The 20539-nt window shown below is 32.0% G+C and carries 21 protein-coding genes; 7 read left to right on the top strand and 14 right to left on the bottom strand.

The annotated features are described in order from the left end of the window. Positions 1 to 80: 80 nt before the first annotated feature. Entirely contained in the window at positions 81 to 761 is a 681-nt protein-coding gene (locus AC3ITQ_RS13360; RefSeq protein ID WP_489234703.1) for a Crp/Fnr family transcriptional regulator, read from the top strand. On the opposite strand, the gene mazG is transcribed toward AC3ITQ_RS13360, so the two are convergent. The 3 genes from mazG to def form a co-directional block, all read right to left on the bottom strand. After that, positions 762 to 1532 (bottom strand): nucleoside triphosphate pyrophosphohydrolase, encoded by a 771-nt coding sequence (gene mazG, locus AC3ITQ_RS13355; protein ID WP_489234702.1) that lies wholly within the window; start codon positions 1530 to 1532, stop codon positions 762 to 764. 99 nt (positions 1533 to 1631) lie between these two features. Next, positions 1632 to 2117 (bottom strand): DUF5606 family protein, encoded by a 486-nt coding sequence (locus AC3ITQ_RS13350; RefSeq protein ID WP_489234701.1) that lies wholly within the window; start codon positions 2115 to 2117, stop codon positions 1632 to 1634. A 67-nt stretch (positions 2118 to 2184) separates the two neighbouring features. Beyond that, entirely contained in the window at positions 2185 to 2775 is a 591-nt protein-coding gene (gene def / locus AC3ITQ_RS13345) for a peptide deformylase (RefSeq protein ID WP_489234700.1), read from the bottom strand. Between the two features lie 200 nt (positions 2776 to 2975). Here def and AC3ITQ_RS13340 point away from each other — a divergent pair, with 200 nt between their 5' ends. Then, positions 2976 to 5198 (top strand): FUSC family protein, encoded by a 2223-nt coding sequence (locus AC3ITQ_RS13340; protein ID WP_489234699.1) that lies wholly within the window; start codon positions 2976 to 2978, stop codon positions 5196 to 5198. A gap of 36 nt (positions 5199 to 5234) precedes the next feature. Here the strand turns inward: AC3ITQ_RS13340 and AC3ITQ_RS13335 are convergent, their stop codons facing one another. The 3 genes from AC3ITQ_RS13335 to AC3ITQ_RS13325 all read right to left on the bottom strand — a co-directional run bounded on the left by AC3ITQ_RS13335 (position 5235) and on the right by AC3ITQ_RS13325 (position 8017). Beyond that, on the bottom strand, positions 5235 to 6734 hold the full coding sequence (locus AC3ITQ_RS13335) for a malate:quinone oxidoreductase (protein WP_489234698.1): 1500 nt from the start codon (positions 6732 to 6734) through the stop codon (positions 5235 to 5237). Between the two features lie 122 nt (positions 6735 to 6856). Beyond that, complete coding sequence (gene ruvX, locus AC3ITQ_RS13330; protein ID WP_489234697.1) at positions 6857 to 7273, bottom strand: Holliday junction resolvase RuvX; 417 nt, start codon at positions 7271 to 7273, stop codon at positions 6857 to 6859. 120 nt (positions 7274 to 7393) lie between these two features. Further along, positions 7394 to 8017, bottom strand: coding sequence for a PAS domain-containing protein (locus tag AC3ITQ_RS13325; protein ID WP_489234696.1), 624 nt, complete (start codon positions 8015 to 8017; stop codon positions 7394 to 7396). 282 nt (positions 8018 to 8299) lie between these two features. On the opposite strand from AC3ITQ_RS13325, the gene AC3ITQ_RS13320 reads away from it, so the two are divergent. From AC3ITQ_RS13320 to AC3ITQ_RS13310, 3 genes are all read left to right on the top strand, one after another. Then, positions 8300 to 9115: a 2,3,4,5-tetrahydropyridine-2,6-dicarboxylate N-succinyltransferase gene (locus AC3ITQ_RS13320; protein WP_026982140.1), complete on the top strand. Its 816-nt coding sequence runs from the start codon at positions 8300 to 8302 to the stop codon at positions 9113 to 9115. A gap of 105 nt (positions 9116 to 9220) precedes the next feature. Then, positions 9221 to 10297, top strand: a complete 1077-nt coding sequence (locus AC3ITQ_RS13315; protein ID WP_489234695.1) for a glycosyltransferase family 9 protein — start codon at positions 9221 to 9223, stop codon at positions 10295 to 10297. Further along, positions 10294 to 11064: a glycosyltransferase family 2 protein gene (locus AC3ITQ_RS13310; RefSeq protein WP_489234694.1), complete on the top strand. Its 771-nt coding sequence runs from the start codon at positions 10294 to 10296 to the stop codon at positions 11062 to 11064. The genes AC3ITQ_RS13315 and AC3ITQ_RS13310 overlap by 4 nt, the downstream gene beginning before the upstream one ends. On the opposite strand, the gene AC3ITQ_RS13305 is transcribed toward AC3ITQ_RS13310, so the two are convergent. Beyond that, the gene (locus AC3ITQ_RS13305; RefSeq protein WP_489234693.1) at positions 11061 to 11828 is read right to left on the bottom strand and encodes a Kdo domain containing protein; all 768 of its coding nucleotides are present in this window, start codon (positions 11826 to 11828) and stop codon (positions 11061 to 11063) included. The two genes, AC3ITQ_RS13310 and AC3ITQ_RS13305, sit on opposite strands and share 4 nt — an antisense overlap. Before the next feature lie 78 nt (positions 11829 to 11906). On the opposite strand from AC3ITQ_RS13305, the gene AC3ITQ_RS13300 reads away from it, so the two are divergent. Beyond that, positions 11907 to 12983 (top strand): glycosyltransferase family 4 protein, encoded by a 1077-nt coding sequence (locus AC3ITQ_RS13300; RefSeq protein WP_489234692.1) that lies wholly within the window; start codon positions 11907 to 11909, stop codon positions 12981 to 12983. 2 nt (positions 12984 to 12985) lie between these two features. On the opposite strand, the gene AC3ITQ_RS13295 is transcribed toward AC3ITQ_RS13300, so the two are convergent. Beyond that, complete coding sequence (locus tag AC3ITQ_RS13295) at positions 12986 to 13852, bottom strand: hypothetical protein (RefSeq protein ID WP_489234691.1); 867 nt, start codon at positions 13850 to 13852, stop codon at positions 12986 to 12988. Between the two features lie 125 nt (positions 13853 to 13977). Between AC3ITQ_RS13295 and AC3ITQ_RS13290 the strand changes: the two genes are divergently transcribed. Continuing rightward, positions 13978 to 14988, top strand: coding sequence for a glycosyltransferase family 2 protein (locus AC3ITQ_RS13290; RefSeq protein WP_489234690.1), 1011 nt, complete (start codon positions 13978 to 13980; stop codon positions 14986 to 14988). Here the strand turns inward: AC3ITQ_RS13290 and AC3ITQ_RS13285 are convergent, their stop codons facing one another. Genes AC3ITQ_RS13285 through AC3ITQ_RS13260 form a run of 6 tightly spaced genes read right to left on the bottom strand, consistent with a single transcriptional unit; the run spans position 14989 to position 20539 of the window. Then, positions 14989 to 15954 carry a glycosyltransferase gene (locus tag AC3ITQ_RS13285; protein WP_489234689.1) on the bottom strand — a complete coding sequence of 322 codons (966 nt, stop codon included), beginning with the start codon at positions 15952 to 15954 and terminating at the stop codon, positions 14989 to 14991. Positions 15955 to 16002: 48 nt separating this feature from the next. Then, positions 16003 to 16638 (bottom strand): acetyltransferase, encoded by a 636-nt coding sequence (locus AC3ITQ_RS13280; RefSeq protein WP_489234688.1) that lies wholly within the window; start codon positions 16636 to 16638, stop codon positions 16003 to 16005. Continuing rightward, positions 16635 to 17681 carry a 3-oxoacyl-ACP synthase III family protein gene (locus AC3ITQ_RS13275; protein ID WP_489234687.1) on the bottom strand — a complete coding sequence of 349 codons (1047 nt, stop codon included), beginning with the start codon at positions 17679 to 17681 and terminating at the stop codon, positions 16635 to 16637. Before AC3ITQ_RS13275 ends, AC3ITQ_RS13280 begins: the two co-directional genes overlap by 4 nt. Then, positions 17656 to 18399, bottom strand: coding sequence for an SDR family NAD(P)-dependent oxidoreductase (locus AC3ITQ_RS13270; RefSeq protein ID WP_489234686.1), 744 nt, complete (start codon positions 18397 to 18399; stop codon positions 17656 to 17658). Before AC3ITQ_RS13270 ends, AC3ITQ_RS13275 begins: the two co-directional genes overlap by 26 nt. Then, positions 18399 to 19487 (bottom strand): aromatic ring-hydroxylating oxygenase subunit alpha, encoded by a 1089-nt coding sequence (locus AC3ITQ_RS13265; protein ID WP_489234685.1) that lies wholly within the window; start codon positions 19485 to 19487, stop codon positions 18399 to 18401. Before AC3ITQ_RS13265 ends, AC3ITQ_RS13270 begins: the two co-directional genes overlap by 1 nt. Continuing rightward, on the bottom strand, positions 19484 to 20539 hold the full coding sequence (locus tag AC3ITQ_RS13260) for a 3-oxoacyl-ACP synthase III family protein (RefSeq protein ID WP_489234684.1): 1056 nt from the start codon (positions 20537 to 20539) through the stop codon (positions 19484 to 19486). Before AC3ITQ_RS13260 ends, AC3ITQ_RS13265 begins: the two co-directional genes overlap by 4 nt.

The following is a 20539-nucleotide window of genomic DNA, read 5'->3' as shown; positions in this document are numbered from 1 at the left end:
TAGATTATTTCTTATCTTTTTTATGTAATTATTGTGCCTTAAGACGCGAATAATGGTTAATTTTGCTTAAAATTTTTGTCATGAATAAATGTGACCAGTGTATTGTACGCCAACTAACTTCTTTGCAAGCCTTGAATAAAGAAGAAGTAATAAAATTAGCCAATAGCAAAACAACTTATAAAATAAAAAAGGGGGAAGCTATTTTTGAAGAGGGTGACGTAACCAATGGCGTTTTTTGTGTTAAAGATGGGGTTGGTAAACTTTCTAAACTAAGTGCAAACGGAAAAGACCAGATTGTGAAACTGGTTAAATCCGGAGAGCTTTTAGGACAACGTTCTATGATTAGTAATGAACCTGCCAATTTAACCGCAAAAGCAGTAGCCGATATGGAAGTTTGCTTTATTCCGAAATCTGAGATCATTGGCTTTTTTAATACCAACAATCAATTTTCAATGAAATTGATGCAAACCGTTTGTGAAGATTTGAAAGAATCTGAAAATGATAAGATTGCATTAGTTCAAAAAACAGTCAAACAACGATTAGCCGAAACTTTACTCTACCTACATGACTTTTTTGGAGAGAATGAAGACAAAACATTAAAAGTACAACTAACCAGAGAAGAATTAGCCGGAATGATCGGAACTGCAACAGAAAGCTGTATCCGTCTGTTATCTGACTTTAATAAACTAGGACTAATTGAATTGATTGGCAAAAAGATTTTACTTAAGGATGTAAAAGCATTAAAGAAATTAGCGGATTAACTATAGTTTTTTAGCTTCATTCCAAAATATATCCATTTCTGCTAAAGTCATTTCCATTAATGGTTTTCCTAATTCGCCTGCCTTACTTTCTAAGTACTGAAAACGTTTAATGAATTTTTTATTAGTGCGTTCTAAGGCGTCTTCCGGATTTACATTTAGAAATCGGGCATAATTGATCATTGAGAACAAAACATCTCCAAATTCGGCTTCAATTTTATCCTGATCCCCTGCTTTAACTTCTTCTTGTAATTCTTCCAGCTCTTCTTGTACTTTATCCCATACCTGATGCGGTTCTTCCCAATCAAAACCAACACCTTTCACTTTATCCTGAATTCGGCTTGCTTTAACGAGTGCAGGCAAACTTCTTGGAACTCCTTCTAAAACTGATTTTTTACCTTCCTTCAGTTTTAATTTCTCCCAATTTTGTTTTACTTCTTCTTCGTCTTTAACTACGGTATCGCTGTAAATATGAGGGTGACGGTGAATTAGCTTATCACAAATTTCATTACAAACATCGGCAATATCAAAATCATTGGTTTCAGAACCTATTTTAGCATAAAAAACAATGTGTAGTAATAAATCGCCTAATTCTTTCTTCACTTCATTTAGATCATTATCTAAAATAGCATCTCCTAATTCGTATGTTTCTTCAATCGTAAGGTGTCTTAAAGTCTGCAAAGTTTGTTTTTTATCCCAGGGACATTGCTCACGAAGTTCATCCATGATAATTAATAATCTCTCGAAGGCTTTAAGTTGAAGTTCTTTGCTCATTTTTGAAGTTTTTTTGGTTGAAACCGAATGATGTAAAAGTAAAAAATCCTGTCAAGAAAACATCTTAACAGGATTAATTTATTTGAATGTAACAAATTACTATTCTTCTTTTTTAGCTTTTGCTTTTTTAGCAGCCGGAGCTTTTTTTGGTTTTTCTTCCGCTACCGGGGCTTCTTCAGCAGTTTCAACTGGAGCCGGAGCTAAATCAGTAACTAAACCTTTAGCCTGAAGAGTATTGTACCAGTTTAATACTTTTTTAATATCTGAAGGATAAACTCTTTCTTCATCATATTCAGGTAAAATTTCTTTAAAGTAAGCGATCAATTTTGCATTATCCTCTTTATGAGAAATCGCCTGACCTTTATTTTCTTTAACAGCAATATTTTGCATTACTTCTGTTAAAGGTTTTTCGCCTTCATATGTATAAATTGAAATCTCTGATAATAAACTTACATTACTTTTTAAGTTTACTGTGATTTTTTTTCCGTCTGTTAACGATTCTGCCACAAAACCTGTACGAGTTTGCACTTTCAATACATATAAACCTGGTTTCCCAGAAATGGCTAAAATTTTATCTAAATTCATGTTTATTAAAATTAGTATTAAGAATTTCTTTTTATATTTTATTATGTTCTAATGTTCTTAAGAACAATTATCTTCCTTTTTTTGCAGCAGCAAATTTCATTCGGTACTCCTGAAAGGTTTTACCTTCTGTAATATTTTTCAATTTCTTTTGAATCAAACGCTTTTTCAATGATGATATTTTATCTGTAAACAAAACACCTTCAATATGATCATACTCATGTTGAATAACTCTTGCGATTAAACCATCAAAAACCTCTGTTTTCATTACAAAATCTTCCTCACAATATTCAATTGTAACAGTAGGTTTTCTGTAAACATCTTCACGAACATCAGGAATACTAAGGCATCCTTCGTTAAAACTCCACTCTTCTCCTTCTTCTTTAACAATTTTTGCATTGATAAAAGTTTTTTTGAAACCTTTTAAATCTTTTTGTTCTTCAGACGGTAAATCGTCATCATCACTAAAAGGAGTTGTATCAATAACAAACAAACGAATTGCCATACCTACCTGCGGTGCAGCAAGTCCAACACCATAAGCGTTGTACATGGTTTCATACATGTTTGCTATTGTTTCTTTTAAGTTTGGATATTCTGGCGTAATTGCCTCACCCACTTTTCTTAAAACAGGATCACCGTATCCTACAATTGGTAAAATCATTTGTATTAATTTATGTATTATCTACTGAAAACCCTGAATTTTGTTTCCATAATTCAGCTGGCAAAAATAGTAAAAAATAGTCAATGAATAATTCTAAACAACATATTAAATCGCATTTTTTGCCTGTCTGTTAAAATCTCAGCTATAATTATGCCAAATTAATTCGTACAATTCTTACCTTTGTTAGTAAACCGCACTATATGTTTGATCGCATCTCGAAATTCACGAACAGTACCTCTTTTTTAAACGCCTCAAAAGTAACGATTGCTTCTGTAGTTCCTGTGTTGATTTTAAACTTTTTAGGTCATTTTGAAATTGGTTTCACTATTGCTCTTGGTGCTTTTTACACGTACCCAAGTGATATTCCGAGTTCGTTAAGTCATAAAATAAAAGGATTGATCGTAGCATCATTAATAGTTTCGGGAGTCAATTTACTAGTTAACCTGGCTTACCCCTATCCTTTTTTATTTTATCCTTTTTTAGGATTTCTATTATTTTTATGTTCTATGATTTCGGTTTACGGACAACGAGCTACACTGGTATCATTTTCTGCTTTGTTATCTATTTCTTTATCCTTTGGTCATTTACATACAGGTTGGGAAGCTTTTGAATATTCGGGTTATATTTTTATTGGAGGGATTCTATATTTGATTGTATCACTTGTATTCCATTTTATACAACCTTACAAATATGTAGAATTACAAATAGCCGAAGGCATAAAATTAACTGCAAAATATTTGAAACTAAGAGGTGATTTATGGAATCCTGAAGCAAATAGACAAACCATTATAGAAAAGCAATTGGCAGTTCAGGTTGAATTGAATTTGATTCATGAAGATTTAAGAAAAATGCTGATTGGTAACCAAAATACTTCTGCAGCTACAGCCCAAAACCGAAAAATGCTATTGGTTTTTATTACATTGGTTGAGATTCAGGAACTTGCTTTATACACCTCATTTGATCACAGTAAACTTCATGAGAAATTTGACAAACATCCTGAAGTACTCCGAACCTATCAAAATGTTGCTTACAAACTAGCATCAACTTTAAAAAAACTTTCGAAAAACGTCCATCATATTGCAGTTTACGTCGATAAGAATGATTTAAAGAATGAATTGGATGCGCTGGAATTTGCCATTTTTGACTATGAAAAAAAATTAGGGAAAGACGAAGCTTCAGAAGGGGTTTTGATGTTGACCAATATGCTGAAATATGCTAAAAATCAGGTTGGAAAAATAAAAATTATCCAACGTGCTTTTTCATTGGCAATGCAATCCTTCAAATTGAAAGACAAAGATAAAGAGCTGGAAAAATTTCTTACGCCACAATATTATCCACTACGCACTTTAATTGAAAATTTAACTTTTTCTTCTTCTATTTTCAGACATTCTATACGCTTAACTATTACCATTTTGATTGGTTTTCTAATCGGAAAAATTCTTCCGTTTCAAAACGTTTATTGGATTTTGCTAACCATAGTCGTAATCATGCGCCCTGGATATGGACTTACAAAAGAACGTTCTTATAATAGGATTTTCGGAACTATTTTAGGAGGATTATTTGCTTTCGGAATTGTATCAGTAGTTCAGAATCATGTTGCATTAAGTATTTTCTCCATTGTTTGTATGCTGCTGGGAATTTCATTCACGCAAATCAATTACAAAATCAGCGCGACGTTTGTCACGATGTATGTTGTTTTTATTTACGGAATCCTAACGCCTAACATTGTTGAAGTAATTCAGTTTAGGATTTTGGATTCGCTTGCAGGTGCTATTTTAGCTTTCCTTGCCAATCAATTTGTATGGCCGGCCTGGGAATTTATCAATACACCTGTACATATCGAAAACGCAGTTCGGGCCAACAGAAATTACCTGAAAGAAATTGCGGATTTTTACAATAAAAAAGGTGAAGTTCCAACCTCTTACAGATTAGCCCGAAAAAATGCCTTTGTAGAAATTGGCAATTTGATGACTTCGTTTCAGCGAATGATGCAGGAGCCAAAATCGAAGCAAAAAACATTACCGCTGGTCAATAAATTGGTTGTTTTAAATCATTCGATACTTTCTGCTTTGGCTTCATTATCAACTTATATTCAGTCGCATCAGACAACATCAGCATCAGATTCATTCAATTATATTATAAAAACCATTTTATCTAATTTAGATCAATCCATTTCAATTTTAAAAAATGAAACGATTATAAAAGACACTTTTTTTGATAAAGAAGATGTTACACTGCAATTTGAAGAACTAAAACGTAAGAACTTTACACGTTTGGCCACAGATGAAGATCTTGACAAGGAAACACGCCAGGCGAAAATGCAGGAAGCTCAAATGGTGATTGAGCAATTAATCTGGATGAGTAATCTCGCCGAAAAGATTTTAAAAATTACGAAAGAACTAAAAGCAACAAATCCAGATTAATTCATCTGGATTTGTTGCTTTTTATATTATGTGAGCTTAATTGTTTTTCAATTTCAAAACTTCAGAAGTATGTTTTCTAAGTTCTGCTAAAAGCTCCGGTTTATCGTTTAAAGTCTGGCCGTAAGAAGGGATCATACTTTTCATTTTTGCTTCCCATTCCGGCGTTTTAATTTGACTTGTGAAACATCTGCTTATTAAGTCAACCATAATTGAAACAGCTGTTGATGCTCCGGGAGAAGCTCCTAATAAAACTGCTAAAGTTCCGTCATGTGTATTAATTACTTCAGTTCCAAATTCTAAAACCCCACCTTCCTTTTCATCTTTTTTAATTACCTGAACACGTTGTCCTGCTTTTTCTAATTTCCAGTCTTTAGAACGTGCAGATGGTAAATATTCGCGTAAAGCAGCCATTCTGTCTTTTGGTTTTTGACGAACTTGCTCAATTAAATATTTTGTTAATGGAATATTATGAAATCCCGCTGATAACATCGGAATTAAATTATTAGCTTTTATTGATAATGGTAAATCCAAATAAGAACCATTTTTCAGGAAACGAGTAGAAAACCCTGCAAATGGTCCAAAAAGCAATGCTTTTTCGCCATCAATTACACGGGTATCAATATGCGGAACAGACATTGGAGGTGCTCCAACGCTCGCTTTTCCGTATACTTTTGCCTGATGTTTAGCAATAACTTCCGGATTGGTACATTTTAACCATTGCCCGCTAACCGGGAAACCGCCGTAACCATTTCCTTCCGGTACATTTGCTTTTTCCAACAAAGGCAATGAACCGCCGCCAGCACCAATAAATACAAATTTTGTATATGCTTTTCTCACTTTACCGGTATCTAAATCTGTGATTTTGATACGCCATGATTTGTCTTCACGTTGTCTTAACTTTTTAACTTCATGGTTAAAGTACAAAGAGACACCATCCAACTTTTCTAAATAATTGAACATACTTCTGGTTAAGGCCCCGAAATTTACATCGGTACCAATTTCCATATGTGTTGCTGCTAATTTATCACCCTCTTCTCTGCCTTCCATTACAAGCGGCATCCATTTTTTTAATTGCTCAAAATCGGTACTGAATTCCATTTGAGAAAAAATTGGATTGCTTTGCAAAGCTTCAAAACGTTTTTTAAGATACTTTACGTTTTTATCTCCCCACACAAAACTCATATGAGGAACACTTTTAATAAAATTATCCGGAGACGGCACTTTGTTTTGTTGCACTAAATAAGACCAAAACTGACGAGAAACCTCGAATGATTCTGCAATACTTATCGCTTTTTTAGGATCAATACTTCCGTCTGCCTTCTCGGGAGTGTAATTTAATTCACAAAAAGCAGAGTGTCCCGTGCCGGCGTTATTCCAGGCATCTGAGCTTTCAGCTGCAGCGACATCCAGTCTTTCGTAAATTTCAATTTTAATATCAGGTTGTAATTCTTTCAAAATTACTCCAAGAGTGGCACTCATAATTCCAGCTCCAATGAGTACTACTTCACTATTTGAACGTATTGTTTCGTCAGGCATAACAGTATTTTATTTAAAATGCAAAGGTACTTTTTATAATTGCAAAAAAAAACTAATTTTCTATGATAAAAGTTATGTTTTTCTAAAAATTAAAAGGCTATACCGTTGTAGGTTAAAAAAAATTAAAAGCGTTTTGCAGAAAGATAATCCTGAAGCATAATTGTGGCCGAAATTTCGTCAATCAATCCTTTATTTTGGCGTTGCTTTTTACTCAAACCACTATCAATCATAGTTTGAAATGCCATTTTTGAAGTAAAACGTTCATCTACGCGAACAACTTTCATATCTGGAAAAATATTGGAGAAATGAGTTACAAAACCTTTAATGATTGAGGCACTTTCAGAAGGCTGCCCATTCATTTGTTTTGGTTCACCAATCAAGACCGTTTCTACTTTTTCTTTTGCGAAATAATCTTTCAGAAAATCAATTACAGTGGTTGTTGGAATTGTAGTTAAACCTGAAGCAATAATCTGCATTTCATCAGTAACTGCAATTCCGGTACGCTTTTGTCCGTAGTCTATGGATAGAATTCTTGGCATTATGTAATTTTTGACAAAGATAACTATTTTAATTTTCCAATTTTCAGCAATAAAAAATCCGCTTTGAAATTTCAAAACGGATTTTTACTCCAAATATTTAAAACCTAAAAAAATCAATTATTATCTATTAAATAGACGTTTAAAAAAACCTCTTTCCTCCTCTTCTTCCTCTGGCTCATAATTTGCAAATTTCGACTGCGCTTTTTCGTGGTCAAAAATTAACTCCTTAATATACTCAACATACGATCTCTTTTTTTCCTCAAGGAACCCTATTAAATATTTTTCACTAAACTCAACCCCACTTGCGGCTTCAATCTGTAAAAGCTTTTTATACAAGGGTTCAATATGTAATGAAATCACTTCCTGAGGAACAGCTTGTCTTCTTCCAAAATAATTAACAATAGCACCATTTTCATCTTTTGCAATTTCAAAATCCGTTATAACCCAATAGTACCTGCCTGATTTGGCTAAATTTTTTACAATAGCATGAAAGTTTTTACCTTGTTTCAAATTTTCCCAAAGCACTTTAAAAATGACTTTTGGCATATCCGGATGCCGAATAATATTATGTGGTTGTCCCATTAATTCGTAATCTTCATAACCTGAAACATCTACAAAAACTTCATTGGCATACTCGATAATGCCAAAAGCATTTGTTTTACTCATAATTACTTGTGTTTTATCCCAAGTAACTTCTTTGTCAATTACTGTTATTCGATTCTGAAGCTGATTTTCCTGACTCATGTTTTACTGCTTATATAGTTTAGTTTTGGAATGGTATTTTAATTCCATTTACTTTTGGAATTATACTGCGAAAGTAAAGCGAAGAAAAAGCTCAAAATCTGACTTTTGTCATATTCTGATAGTAAAAAAACTTTTAAGGGTAATTTGACTGTTTCTTAATTAATAAGAATGTCATTTTTATTTATCAAATTAAAAACAAAAAGTTACATATATAACATTTTCAAAAGGTTTTACTTTTCTGCTTTTCTACAAATACGTTATCTTTGCCAAAAATTAAAACTTATGAATTCTTTACAGACTATAATTGAACAAGCTTGGGAAAACAGAGCTTTATTACAAGAAACTACTACAACTGATGCTATTAGAGAAGTTATCGAATTGGTTGATGCAGGAAAATTACGTTGTGCTGAACCAGTTGGCGACAAATGGCAAGTAAACGAATGGGTTAAGAAAGCCGTTGTAATGTATTTCCCAATTCAAAAAATGGAAACATGGGAGTCAGGTATCTTCGAATATCACGACAAAATGTTGCTAAAAAGAGGTTATGCTGAAAAAGGAATTCGTGTAGTGCCAAATGCTGTTGCACGTTACGGAGCTTACATTTCAAGCGGTGTTATTTTGATGCCAAGTTATGTAAATATTGGAGCTTATGTAGATGAAGGAACTATGGTTGACACTTGGGCAACTGTTGGTAGTTGTGCTCAAATTGGTAAAAACGTTCACTTAAGTGGTGGAGTTGGAATTGGTGGTGTTTTAGAACCATTGCAAGCTGCTCCGGTTATTATTGAAGATGGTGCTTTTATCGGTTCTCGTTGTATTGTTGTAGAAGGGGTTCACGTTGGAAAAGAAGCTGTTCTTGGTGCTAACGTTTGTTTGACTGCATCAACAAAAATAATCGATGTTACTGGTGATGAACCTGTTGAAATGAAAGGTTTTGTTCCTGCTCGTTCAGTTGTAATTCCGGGAAGTTATACTAAAAAGTTCGCAGCTGGTGAATTCCAGGTTCCATGTGCTTTGATCATTGGTACTCGTAAACCATCTACAGATTTGAAAACGTCATTAAACAATGCACTTCGTGAATACGATGTTGCTGTATAGATTTTAAAAAATCCAAATTAAAAAATCCAAATTCCAATTTAATGATTGGAATTTGGATTTTTTTTGCTTCAATTTGTAACCAACAAATAAGATTCCGTTTTCTATATGAAGATACTTGTAATTCAGCAAAAAATGATTGGCGATGTTTTGATCAGCAGTATTATATGCAATAATTTGCGTACTGCTTATCCTGATGCTCAAATCGATTATTTGGTTTATGCCTCGACGACTCCGGTTTTAGAAGGCAATTCAAGTATTGACAATATTATTCTTTTTGAAGAAAAACACCGAAAAAGCAAAAAAGAATTATTAAATCTTGGCTTTCAAATTCGAAATGAAAAATATGATTTGTTAATTGACGCTTATTCAAAATTAGAAAGCTGGATTTTGGTTTTATTGAGTAATGCCAAAAGAAAAATCTCTTATAAAAAACCAGGAAGAACCTTTTTATATAATGATAATGTTCCGTTTGAACCTTTTCCAAAAACCAACTTAGGTCTTGCAATTGAAAGAAGACTTTCTTTATTAGAACCTTTAAATCTAAAAACAGCAATTGACCCAATTCCGAAATTATTTGTTTCTGAAAAAGAAAATCAGGAAGCTATTGCTCTTTTTGAAAAACACAGTGTTCGAAAAGATCGAAAAACGGTTATGATTAGTCTTTTAGGAAGTGAAATATTAAAAACATATCCTTTGGAATTCATGTCTAAAATAGTTGATTATGTTGCTGATAATGCTGATGTAAATATTCTGTTTAATTATTTCCCAAAGCAAATTGAAGAAGCCAAAACTGTTTTTAACGGCTGTAAACCTTCAACTAAGGAAAAAATTTACTTTGATTTACTAGGAGGAGATTTACGATCCTTCATTGGTTTAGTTAACCAATGCGATTTGATCATTGGAAATGACGGCGGCGCAATCAATATGGCTAAAGCACTTGAAAAACCCTCTTTTATTATTTTTTCTCCCTGGATCGAAAAGAAAATCTGGGCCACTTTTGAAGATGGAATTCATCATCTTTCGGTACATTTAAAAGATTACCAACCTGAATTATTTGAGAACAAAACGGAAAAAATACTCAAAAAAGAGGCATTATCTTTATATCAGGAATTTAAACCGGAATTTTTCAAAGATAAAATCGAGTCTTTTCTGAATCAGAATTTAAGCACTTCAGTAAAATGATTTTGCCGGAAAAACAGCTTTTAACGGCTTTGATTATCACCTATAATGAAGAACAAAATATAAAAACTGTTCTTGATCATTTGGCTTTCGCCGATGAAATTATCGTGGTTGATTCTTTTAGTACTGATAAGACTTTTGAAGTCGCTTCAACATTCAACAATGTAAAAGTGGTTCAACGTGTTTTTGACAACTTTGCTTCCCAACGCAATCATGCTCTAAGTTTAGCTTCTAATTCGTGGATTTTGTTTGTTGATGCCGATGAAAGATTACCTTCCGAACTTCAAAAGGAAATCAAATTTGTTATCAATCAGAAAAATAGTGCGGCAGCTTATTTTGTTCGCAGAAACTTTATGTTCCAGAATAGCAAATTACGCTTTAGTGGCTGGCAGACAGACAAAATTATTCGTCTTTTTAGAAAAGAAAATGCCATTTATAATCATGAAAAAATCGTTCATGAAAAATTAATTGTAAACGGAAAAATTGGTAAATTAAAAAATAAACTAATTCATTATTCGTATTCTAATTTTCAAGATTACAAACAAAAAATGATTTTTTATGGACAATTAAAAGCGCAGGAAGAGTTTGTAAAAAACACAAAACCTAATGCCTTTCATTTCTATATTCGTCCTGCCTATCAATTTTTAAATCAATATTTACTAAGATTTGGAATTCTGGATGGCAAAAAAGGAATTATAATTTGCTACTTAAATGCATTAAGCGTCGCTGTTCGTTTTCAGGAGCTTAAAAAGATTCGAATAAAGAGCTAAGATTTCCAGAATTTAAGCTTCTTTTTCAGTCTTTTCTTTCTGGCAAATTCTTCCTGAAAATCGCTTGTAGCTTTCCACATTTTTTCGAAAATTTCACTTTCAGATTTATCTGTGTAAAATTTAGCATACTCGTTACTCATTGTCGCAATCATTCCTTTTTGCGGAGTCAAACGGCTGAAATTATTCATACGTTGTTCAAAACTCATAGAATCATAAAAATTCATTCGGTTTAAATCAACTAAAAAGAAATCATATTTATTGTCATCGACTTTTTTAATCAAGGTATTTCCTGGTGAATGATCTAAGAATTCCACACCCTTTTCGTGCAAGTCAAAAGTAAATTTAACAAACTGTCTTAAAATAGTATCATGATCCGGATAATCAGGAACTTCCACTAATTCTCTATAAGTCAATTCAGTTACCAAATGTTCGCTGGCATAATAACTATCCTTTAATCCTATCGAAGTAAAATTTTCAAGAAATGCGATTGGTTGCGGAGTTCCAATACCCTTTTCAAGCAAAATAGTCGCATATTCAAACGAACGTTTTGCTTTTGATTTCCTAAAATATTTATAGGCAACTTTATTCACGATATTTGGAACTTTAAACGATTTTATGTTAATCGTCTTTCCATTTAAGTCAAAAAGCTTGATTTTATTTCGATCGCCATTGCCAAAAAGAGTTCCTGAGCTATTAAATGTTTTAATTTGATAAAGAATCGATTCTTTACTATTCTCAAAAATGGGATTTACTTTAAAATTCATCAGTTTATTTTATGAAAACAAAAATACGGATAGAATTTTAGACTTCAAATTATTATTGTATTTTCGTTAAAAAAAAACATGTCAGATAAGAAAAGCGTCTTTTTAGAAACTCACAATATAAACAACAGGGCTACCGGTCTGGGTACGTTTAATTATGAGCTTATTAAGGGATTAAATCAATTAAATTTTGATAATCTGAAGCTTCATCTTAATTCTGGCAAACCTGATTTACTTAAAAGTGAATTTGGAGATAAATTTGCATATCATAAATACATGTCATTTCACAGGTATAAGCCTTTTAGACCGATGGGAAAATTCGATCTGTGGCATTCTGTAAATCAGAATTCTAAGCTAGAACCCAGAACTAACACTAAATATCTTCTGACAATTCATGATGTAAATTTTGTTGAGGAAATATCTTCTGATATGAATCATAAACGCAATCGCTTGTTCATTGATAAACTACAAAAAGCTACAGCGATAACTTACATTTCTGAATTTGCAAAAAAACAGACACATCAATATTTTCAAGTTCCAAATATTCCTGAACATATAATTTACAACGGAAATCCAATTTCAACTTTACTGGATACTTCAAATTTTGTAGGCAATGTTCCTGTAAATAAACCTTTCTTTTACACTATTGGCGATTTTATAGAGAGGAAAAATTATGTTTCAATCATTAATATGATGAAAGAAATCAAAGATTTTAATTTAATTATTTCAGGAAATAACACCAAAAAATACGGAGAAGTAATTCGAAAATTAATTGATGATAATGGCTTGCAAAATCAGGTTTTTTTAACTGGCAAAGTAAGCAACGAAGGTAAACAATACTATATGAAAAATTGTACTGCTTTTCTTTTCCCATCAATCAGAGAAGGTTTTGGCTTACCTCCTATTGAAGCTATGAGTTTTGGAACTCCGGTATTTTTATCCGACAAAACCTCATTGCCGGAAATTGGTGGCAATATAGCAAATTACTGGACAAATTTTGATCCTAAATACATGAAAGAAGTTCTCTTTAATGGATTAAATCATTTTGAGAATAATAAAAACGAAATAGAAATACAGCTAAAAAAAAGAGCTGCAAGTTTCGATTGGAAAATTGCAGCTTCAGAATATTTAGACATTTACAAGGAAATTTTAAAATAAAACTATTTCCTTGTTAAGTGTTTAAACCATTGCCCAAAGTTTTTCTTCCAAATATAAAAAGCTGAGGGCATTAATTTTTGTGCATCAAAATTTTTGATAATTTCATCAATACTATTACCCTCTACGAAGTCTAAACGATTCCATTTTTCCGGTTCAATATAAAAGAAACCACGCATTTCCTTATAGTTGCTTTTGTTAACCAGCTTCCATTTTCGCATAAAAGAATCTACATTCACCTCATTATTGTGGCCCCAATTCTTAAACTTATATTCTATTTCCTCAGCTGTTCTGGATAAAGTCTCATGCCACAACACATTAGGTGTATAAATAATTCTGCGACGCGTATTTCGAGCAACTTTATAATCTGGGTAATTGGTCGCCATAAGACCTCTGGTAGCTTTATCTACATATAATAAGCCTCCATCAGTATATTTAAACATATTAATTAAATAAGCTGAAATTTGTACCCTGTTTTTTTCGGGATTATCTAAAAAACGATCGTACTTTCTTAAATCATGTACAAACTTTTTAAAATCTATAAAATACTCATCACTATCGACCTGTATAAGCCAATTTCCAATTCCCATTTTCAAAGACAACATATGACGCTCTCTATTATCATTCTCAATAGCAGAAAGTTCCGGTACATAAAAATTGTCTCGATAAATGGTAATTTTATTTTGAGAATCAAACTGTTTTATCCATTCAAAAAACTGCTCATCAACATCAAAAATTTCACCTGACCAGGTGCGGAATTTTTCATCTACTGCAATAAAAATTGCATCAGAATCATTATACACTAATGGAATCGAAATTTTTAGTTTTTCGTAATCATAAGAAAATAAAAAGCCAACGTGGATTTTCTTCATTTATTTAGTTTTGTTAGAGCAAAGATAATAACATTCCGAAATTATCGATGAAATTTACTACTGATTCTTTAAGATAATTTTAACTTTAACCTTATCTTTGCTTTGCTTAAACAAAAACCATGCTAATGCTTGAAATTCCTCAAATTTCTGTTATAATTCCTGTTTTTAATGCAGGCCCTTTTTTAAAAGAGAGTATTAAAAGTATCTTAAACCAGTCCCTTTCAAATTTTGAACTTATAATCTTAAATGATAAATCGACTGATAATAGTTTAGATATAATTAAAGAATTACAGTCACTAGATAATAGAATTATTATTATTGACAAATTAGAAAACGTGGGGCCAGCAAACCTTAGGAATGAAGGAATTAACGCTGCAAAAGGTAAGTTTATTGCCTTGATGGACGCTGATGACATTTCTTTACCAACTCGTTTTGAAAAACAGCTGGAAATATTAGAGAAAAATCCGGAAATTGGAGTTTGCGGTACATGGTTTACTTTTTTTGGATCAACAAAAAACAAAACCATAAAACACAATACAAATCACGATGCAATAAAAGTATCTTTTTTACACAGTTGTAACATTGGAAACCCAACTGTAATGTTTAAAAAAGAAGTTTTAGGTCATTTAAAATTTGATAATGAATATGTTCCAGCTGAGGATTATGATTTATGGAGCAGATTATTAAGTAAAACGAATTTCTGTAATATTCCTGAATCTCTTTTAAATTATAGACTTCACGATAACAATATAAGTAAGACAAAAATTGAAAATACAGAAAGATCTGTAAAAAAGATTAAAATTAATCAATTGCGCAATCTGGAAATAGATGCTGAAGATTCTAAAATTGAATTTTACTTAAATGCTGTTTCATTTAAAAAAGGTCTATCTCCTGAAGAAATTATTGAAACAATTACTGCTTCTCATTTTTTATTCTCGCAGAATGAAAAATTAGGATACTTTAATCAGGAACTACTTCAAAAACACATTACAAAGAATTTAATACGCACAGTTCGTAATGCTGGTTCCTATAATATTTCATTTTACAAACATCTAAAGAATAATGAAAATCAATTATTCCAAAAGATAAATTTACTTGACAAGACTATTATTTATTTTAAGTCTTTAATGAGATAATCATATTTGCGATTTAATATAGCGCCACCAGTATTTAAGTTTTAATGATAAGCTTGCTTTATCTAAAAAGTCATTTACAGTCCTTTTAAATTGTTCATCTTTTTTAAATTCCTCATTTTTATCCAATTTTAAAGCTTCAAAAACGGAAGCTTTTAAAAGGGAGAACATAACTTTTTGAATGTTTTTTGTTCTGGATTCCGGAATATTTTCTACTATTTCCTTTATATTGAGATAAGATGAATAGCGTTGAAAAAAAGGTTTCTGTAAAGAATAAACCCCACCTGGATGCCATCTATAAGCAGCAGCCTGAAAATTCATAAAAGCACCTTTTCCATTACATAACGCCAGTGAATAAAGAGTATTATCTTTTCCGTGTTTAAATTTTTTATAATCTAGAGGATCGACCGCGTCTTTTCTAAAAACACATGTCAACGTATAAGTGCAATAAGGATTAAAAAGGGTATCAAAATCGATAGTATAAACTTCCGGCAACGTGTTCTTGAAATCATTAGGCACTAGTTCATCTTCTTTTTTATTGTAAAAATCAGTCCACGCAATAACATAATCCTGATTATTTTCTAAAAAATCAACTTGTTTTTGCAGTTTTAATTCATCGATCCAGTAATCATCACCTTCGCATAATGCAATATATTTTCCTTGTGCCATAGGAAAAGTAATATCACTCCAAAAATTAACTTTTTTAGAATACTGATTTTCTTTTTGTAAAATACACTTAATAATCTGCGGATATTTTTCTGCAAATTCTTTTATAATAGCCTGAGTATTATCTGTAGAGGCATCGTCATGTATTATTATTTCAAAAGGAAATTCAGTACGTTGTTTTAAAAACCCTTCTAAAGTTTCTCTGATAAATTTTTCATGATTATACGTATCACATAAAATGCTAACAAATGGCTTTTGTCCACGTTCTTTCCAATTTAAAATAATAGTACCTTCGTCTTTCATGAAATTTTTCTAAAAAAATGATAATTATATAGTATTAGTTGCAGGATTCTAAAAATCCAATTTCTTTGCCGGAACTCCAAAAACTGTAGTATGTTCTTTTACGTTTTTGATAACCAGACTCGAGGCGCCAACGGTCGCGCCCTTGCGAACTGTAATATGCGGCAGTATTGTAGCACGGGTATTAAGCGTGGATTCTTCTTCAAGAATAACAAATCCACCTGTGAAGGAATAAGAACTCAAATGAGCCCATTTTTTAATTTTAGTATCATGTCCTAAGCCCACATAACCCTGAATTGTAACAAAATCTTCAATAATACAATCATTACTGATATTGGCATACATAAAAACAATTAAGCCTATTCCAACACAAACATTTGTATTCAATTTTGTAGAGGAATGAATTAAGTTTATAAAGCTGCCACCCTTTTCCAAAATTAACTCAGCATAATGTTTTTTCCATTTTACAGTTCCTAATGCACAGACAAAAATATCATTTTCCTGAATTTCATAATCTTCAACAGAAGAGATTATTTGAGGGTAATTTTCGAAACCATTAAGGGCGTCCATTTTATCATCTAAAAAACCCTTTATAACATATTCAATATTATATCCTGAACATTGTGTAGCAAGATCATAAACTTCACGCCCAAAGCCTCTTGCTCCTATGATTATCAAATTTTTCATTGCTCTATTTTTAAATTACATGCCGCCCAAGAGTAACCAACTCCAAAACCTGCCAGAATTAAATTTTTAATGTTATGCAGTTTTTCTTGTTTTTGAGCTTCATAAAGCGCAATTGGAATTGTTGAAGAAACTGTATTACCACAATGTTCCATTGCTATAAAGAATTTTTCTTCAGGTATTTTTATTTTCTTTCTTAAATGATTGAGCATGTATTTATTCGCCTGATGAAAAATATACAAATCAATATCGTCTTTTGATAAGCTAGATTTTTCCAGAATTGATTCTGTAAGTTTTGGAACAAATTCTCCTGTGAAATTAAAGATTTCCGTTCCGTTCATGAACAGATTTTTGTCATTTCGAATGTTTCCATATTCATCTTTAACATCCTCATTTGCATCTGAAACCGGAAAACGCATTCCGCCTTGTTTTACAATTAAATTTTCTGCCCCTTTTCCATCAGTACCAAAAACAAAATTCTCAATAGAGCAAAAACCTTTACCACTTGTTATCAGAGTGGCTGCTGCTGCATCTCCAAAAATGGTTTTATTACTTTTATCTTTCGGATGAATAAATTTTGAATACGTTTCTGAAGTAATTAATAAAATATTTTCAGCCATTCCACCAGCAATAAGCCCCTTTGCCAAACTCATTCCATAAACAAAACCAGAACATCCTAAATTAAAATCTAAAGCTCCAATTGAGGTTTTTAATCCTAGTTTTTCCTGAATAATACAAGCTGTTGTTGGTAAAAAATAATCCGGACTTTGGGTACAAAACAACAAGTAGTCAATTGTAGACCGATCTATATTATGTTCTTCAAATAATTTTTCGGCAGCCGAAACAGCCATATCAGATGAAAATTCATCACTTGCACTTATATGGCGTGAACTGATTCCTGTTTTTGAACTTATTTTTTCAATGTCCCATTCCGGAAATTCCTGATTGATCAAATCATTAGATAAAACAGTTTCAGGGAGATAATATGAAATGGCTTTTATACTCGCTTTCATCTTTAAATTATATTGTTGAAGTTCTTCCTCCATCTAAAACGATGTTTTGTCCCGTGATCCAACTGCTTGCTTCCGATAACAAAAACACAATTGGATTGGCAACCTGAACCGGATCACCATATCCTAAAGGATACTTTTTTTCATCCTGCTGGATAACTTCCAGAGATAGATCCTCTATTGATTTTGAAGTAATCTCCGTTTTTACCATTCCTGGTGAAACGCAATTTACACGGGTTTTACTTACTGCAAACTCACTTGCCCAAACTTTTGAAATAGCAATCAATGCACCTTTACTTGCTGCATAGATTCCATTTCCTTTCATCCCAAACAAACCTGCAATTGAAGAAACCAAAACAATTGAACTGCCTTTATTAATTTTTTTCTTTTTGAAAATTAAGTTTATCAAATAGGCAATCGAATCAAAATTTATACTTCTCATTTCATTCATTAATTCTTCTGAATAAAATTTAACAGGAGCCAAAGAAACAATTCCTGCAGAATGAACAATTCCGTCAATATTTTCAATTGAATCAACAATAGTTTTAATATCCTCCATTTTAGACAAATCTGCGGTTATAAAACTATGTACCGTTCCGCATTCTTCTACTAGTTTTTCCAGAAAATCTTTACGTCTGGCTACCGCTATAAAAGTACCGCCTTGCCTTGCAATTGCCAGACAGGTTTCGTAACCAATTCCTGAAGAAGCTCCAGTTACAAGTATTTTTTTTCCTGATAAATCAAATGGATTCATTATATATTTTTTAATTCTTTTTGTTTATTAAAATATTCGTAAAACTTTAAAATTCGAAATTCTTCATCACCAAATATTGGAGAGTGATTCTTAAAATTGATAAGATTGGACTGAATATTTTCTACAATTTTTTTATCTTCATTTAAAACTAAATCGAGAGAATCATTAGAGCTATTATTAATAAAATCAATAATATTTTGTTCTGATTCGCTTAATTCTTTTTCAAATTTTGAAGAAAAATATCTTACTCTTAAATTTGTTTTAGAAGGAGATTCTGGAAGCATAAATCCAAAGTAAAATCCTTTTCCTTCTACAGAACTTATAAATGCATTTGGATAAATATAAAAATGCAGATATCCTTGTATTTTTAAACTTCTGTTTGACAAAGATTTTTCAATTATTTTGTTGGGCTTTACATCCTCTCTTTTTGGAAATTCACACCAGCTATGTCCTTCAAAAAAATCGAATTTTTCAGGAGGCACAGAACCAAATCCCATTTTTGCAAATGAATTTTCGTGTATAGAAGTACAATGATAACACTCTAAAACATTTTCAACCAAAAGTTTCCAATTTGCTTTATGTTCGATAGTATAATCTATTGTCTTTGTCCCAAAATGTGAACTTATCTCTTGGAGCGGAGCATATATATTTCCTAAATACTGTTCTAAACTTTTATCAAATTCAGAATTTAATTTCAGAAAAACAAAATCCCCACAAAAGGCAATTTCATATTCTTTAAGCCTTAATTCATTTATATGATCTTTTTCAAATGAATTTCGGCACATTAAGCCAACAACATTTCCTTTTTTTCCGTAAGTCCAGTTATGATACAAGCATGACGAAACTCTGTTTCCGGAAGGTTCCTCATGTATGGTATTAAACCTGTGCAGACAAACGTTTTGAAAAGATTTTATTGTACCATTAAAATTCTGAATGAAAATTTTATTTCCATAATATTCAAAAGCCAAAAAATCGTTATTATTTAATAATTCATTTTTGTGTCCTGCTAAAATCCATGATTCATTAGAAAACAAGGATTTCTCTTTTGAATAAACCTCTTCCTCTATATAATCTAAGTTCTTTATCATATTTCTATCAAATCTGAAATCACAACATTATTCAGCTTGATTTTAGCTGTCCCCCATGATAAGCCAACTCCAAATCCACAAATTATCAAATCCTTAGAAGTGTGTGTCAAATTTTCTTTCAATTCAGAAACGATAGTCAAAGGAATTGTAGCAGAAGAAGTATTTCCAAATTCTTTTAATGAATACGGAACTTTTTCAACTGGCAATTTTAATTTTTTAACAATCATTTTATTCATCATTAAATTGGCCTGATGAAATACAAAATGATCAATTGCTTCCTTATCAATTTCAAATTTCTCAATAAGTTTATTTACCGTTTTTGGAGCTTGTGAAATTCCAAAACCAAAAACATCCATTCCGTCAAGAACCAAATTGCAGGAATTACGACTGATTCCCTCTTCGTTTTTTGTTACTTTAAGAGAATCTTCATTTATTCTGTTTCTTGATCCTCCATCTGGTATAATAATCGCTTTATAACCAGAACCGTCTGTACCTAAATCAAACAATAATTTTTCGGCATTCTCATCAAATTCAAATGCTGTCGCACTTCCTCCGTCACCAAAAAGCGGAACGGTACTCTTATCTGTTTTTGAAAGCAATTTACTGCTGGTATCTCCCGCTAAAAGCATCCCTTTTTTTAGACCTGCCGCTTTCATCATACCCGCAATAATAGAAATCCCGTATACATAACCAGAGCATCCCAAAGGAACATCAAAGGCAATACAGTTTGTAGAGAATCCTAATCGATCCTGAAGTATTGCTGCAGAAACCGGTAAAATATAATCGGCAGTCTGAGAAACAAAAACCAGGATTTCGATTTCGTCTTTCTGCCAATTTAGATCTGCAATTAATTTTTCAGCAGCCTCACAGCATAAGTCGGAGGTACAAATTTCTTTTGTCGCAATACGACGTTCTTCAACTCCGGTTGCTTCAACGAATTTTTGAATTTCCTCCTGCGTTAATATTTCCAAATCGATATTACGTTCCTTATTTTTAGGAACACAGCAAGAAATACCTTTTATTGCAATATCATTTACTGAAAAAGCTGCCAT

This window comes from Flavobacterium sp. KH_001, assembly GCF_057840745.1.
This window is presented reverse-complemented; position numbering and strand designations above follow the sequence as displayed.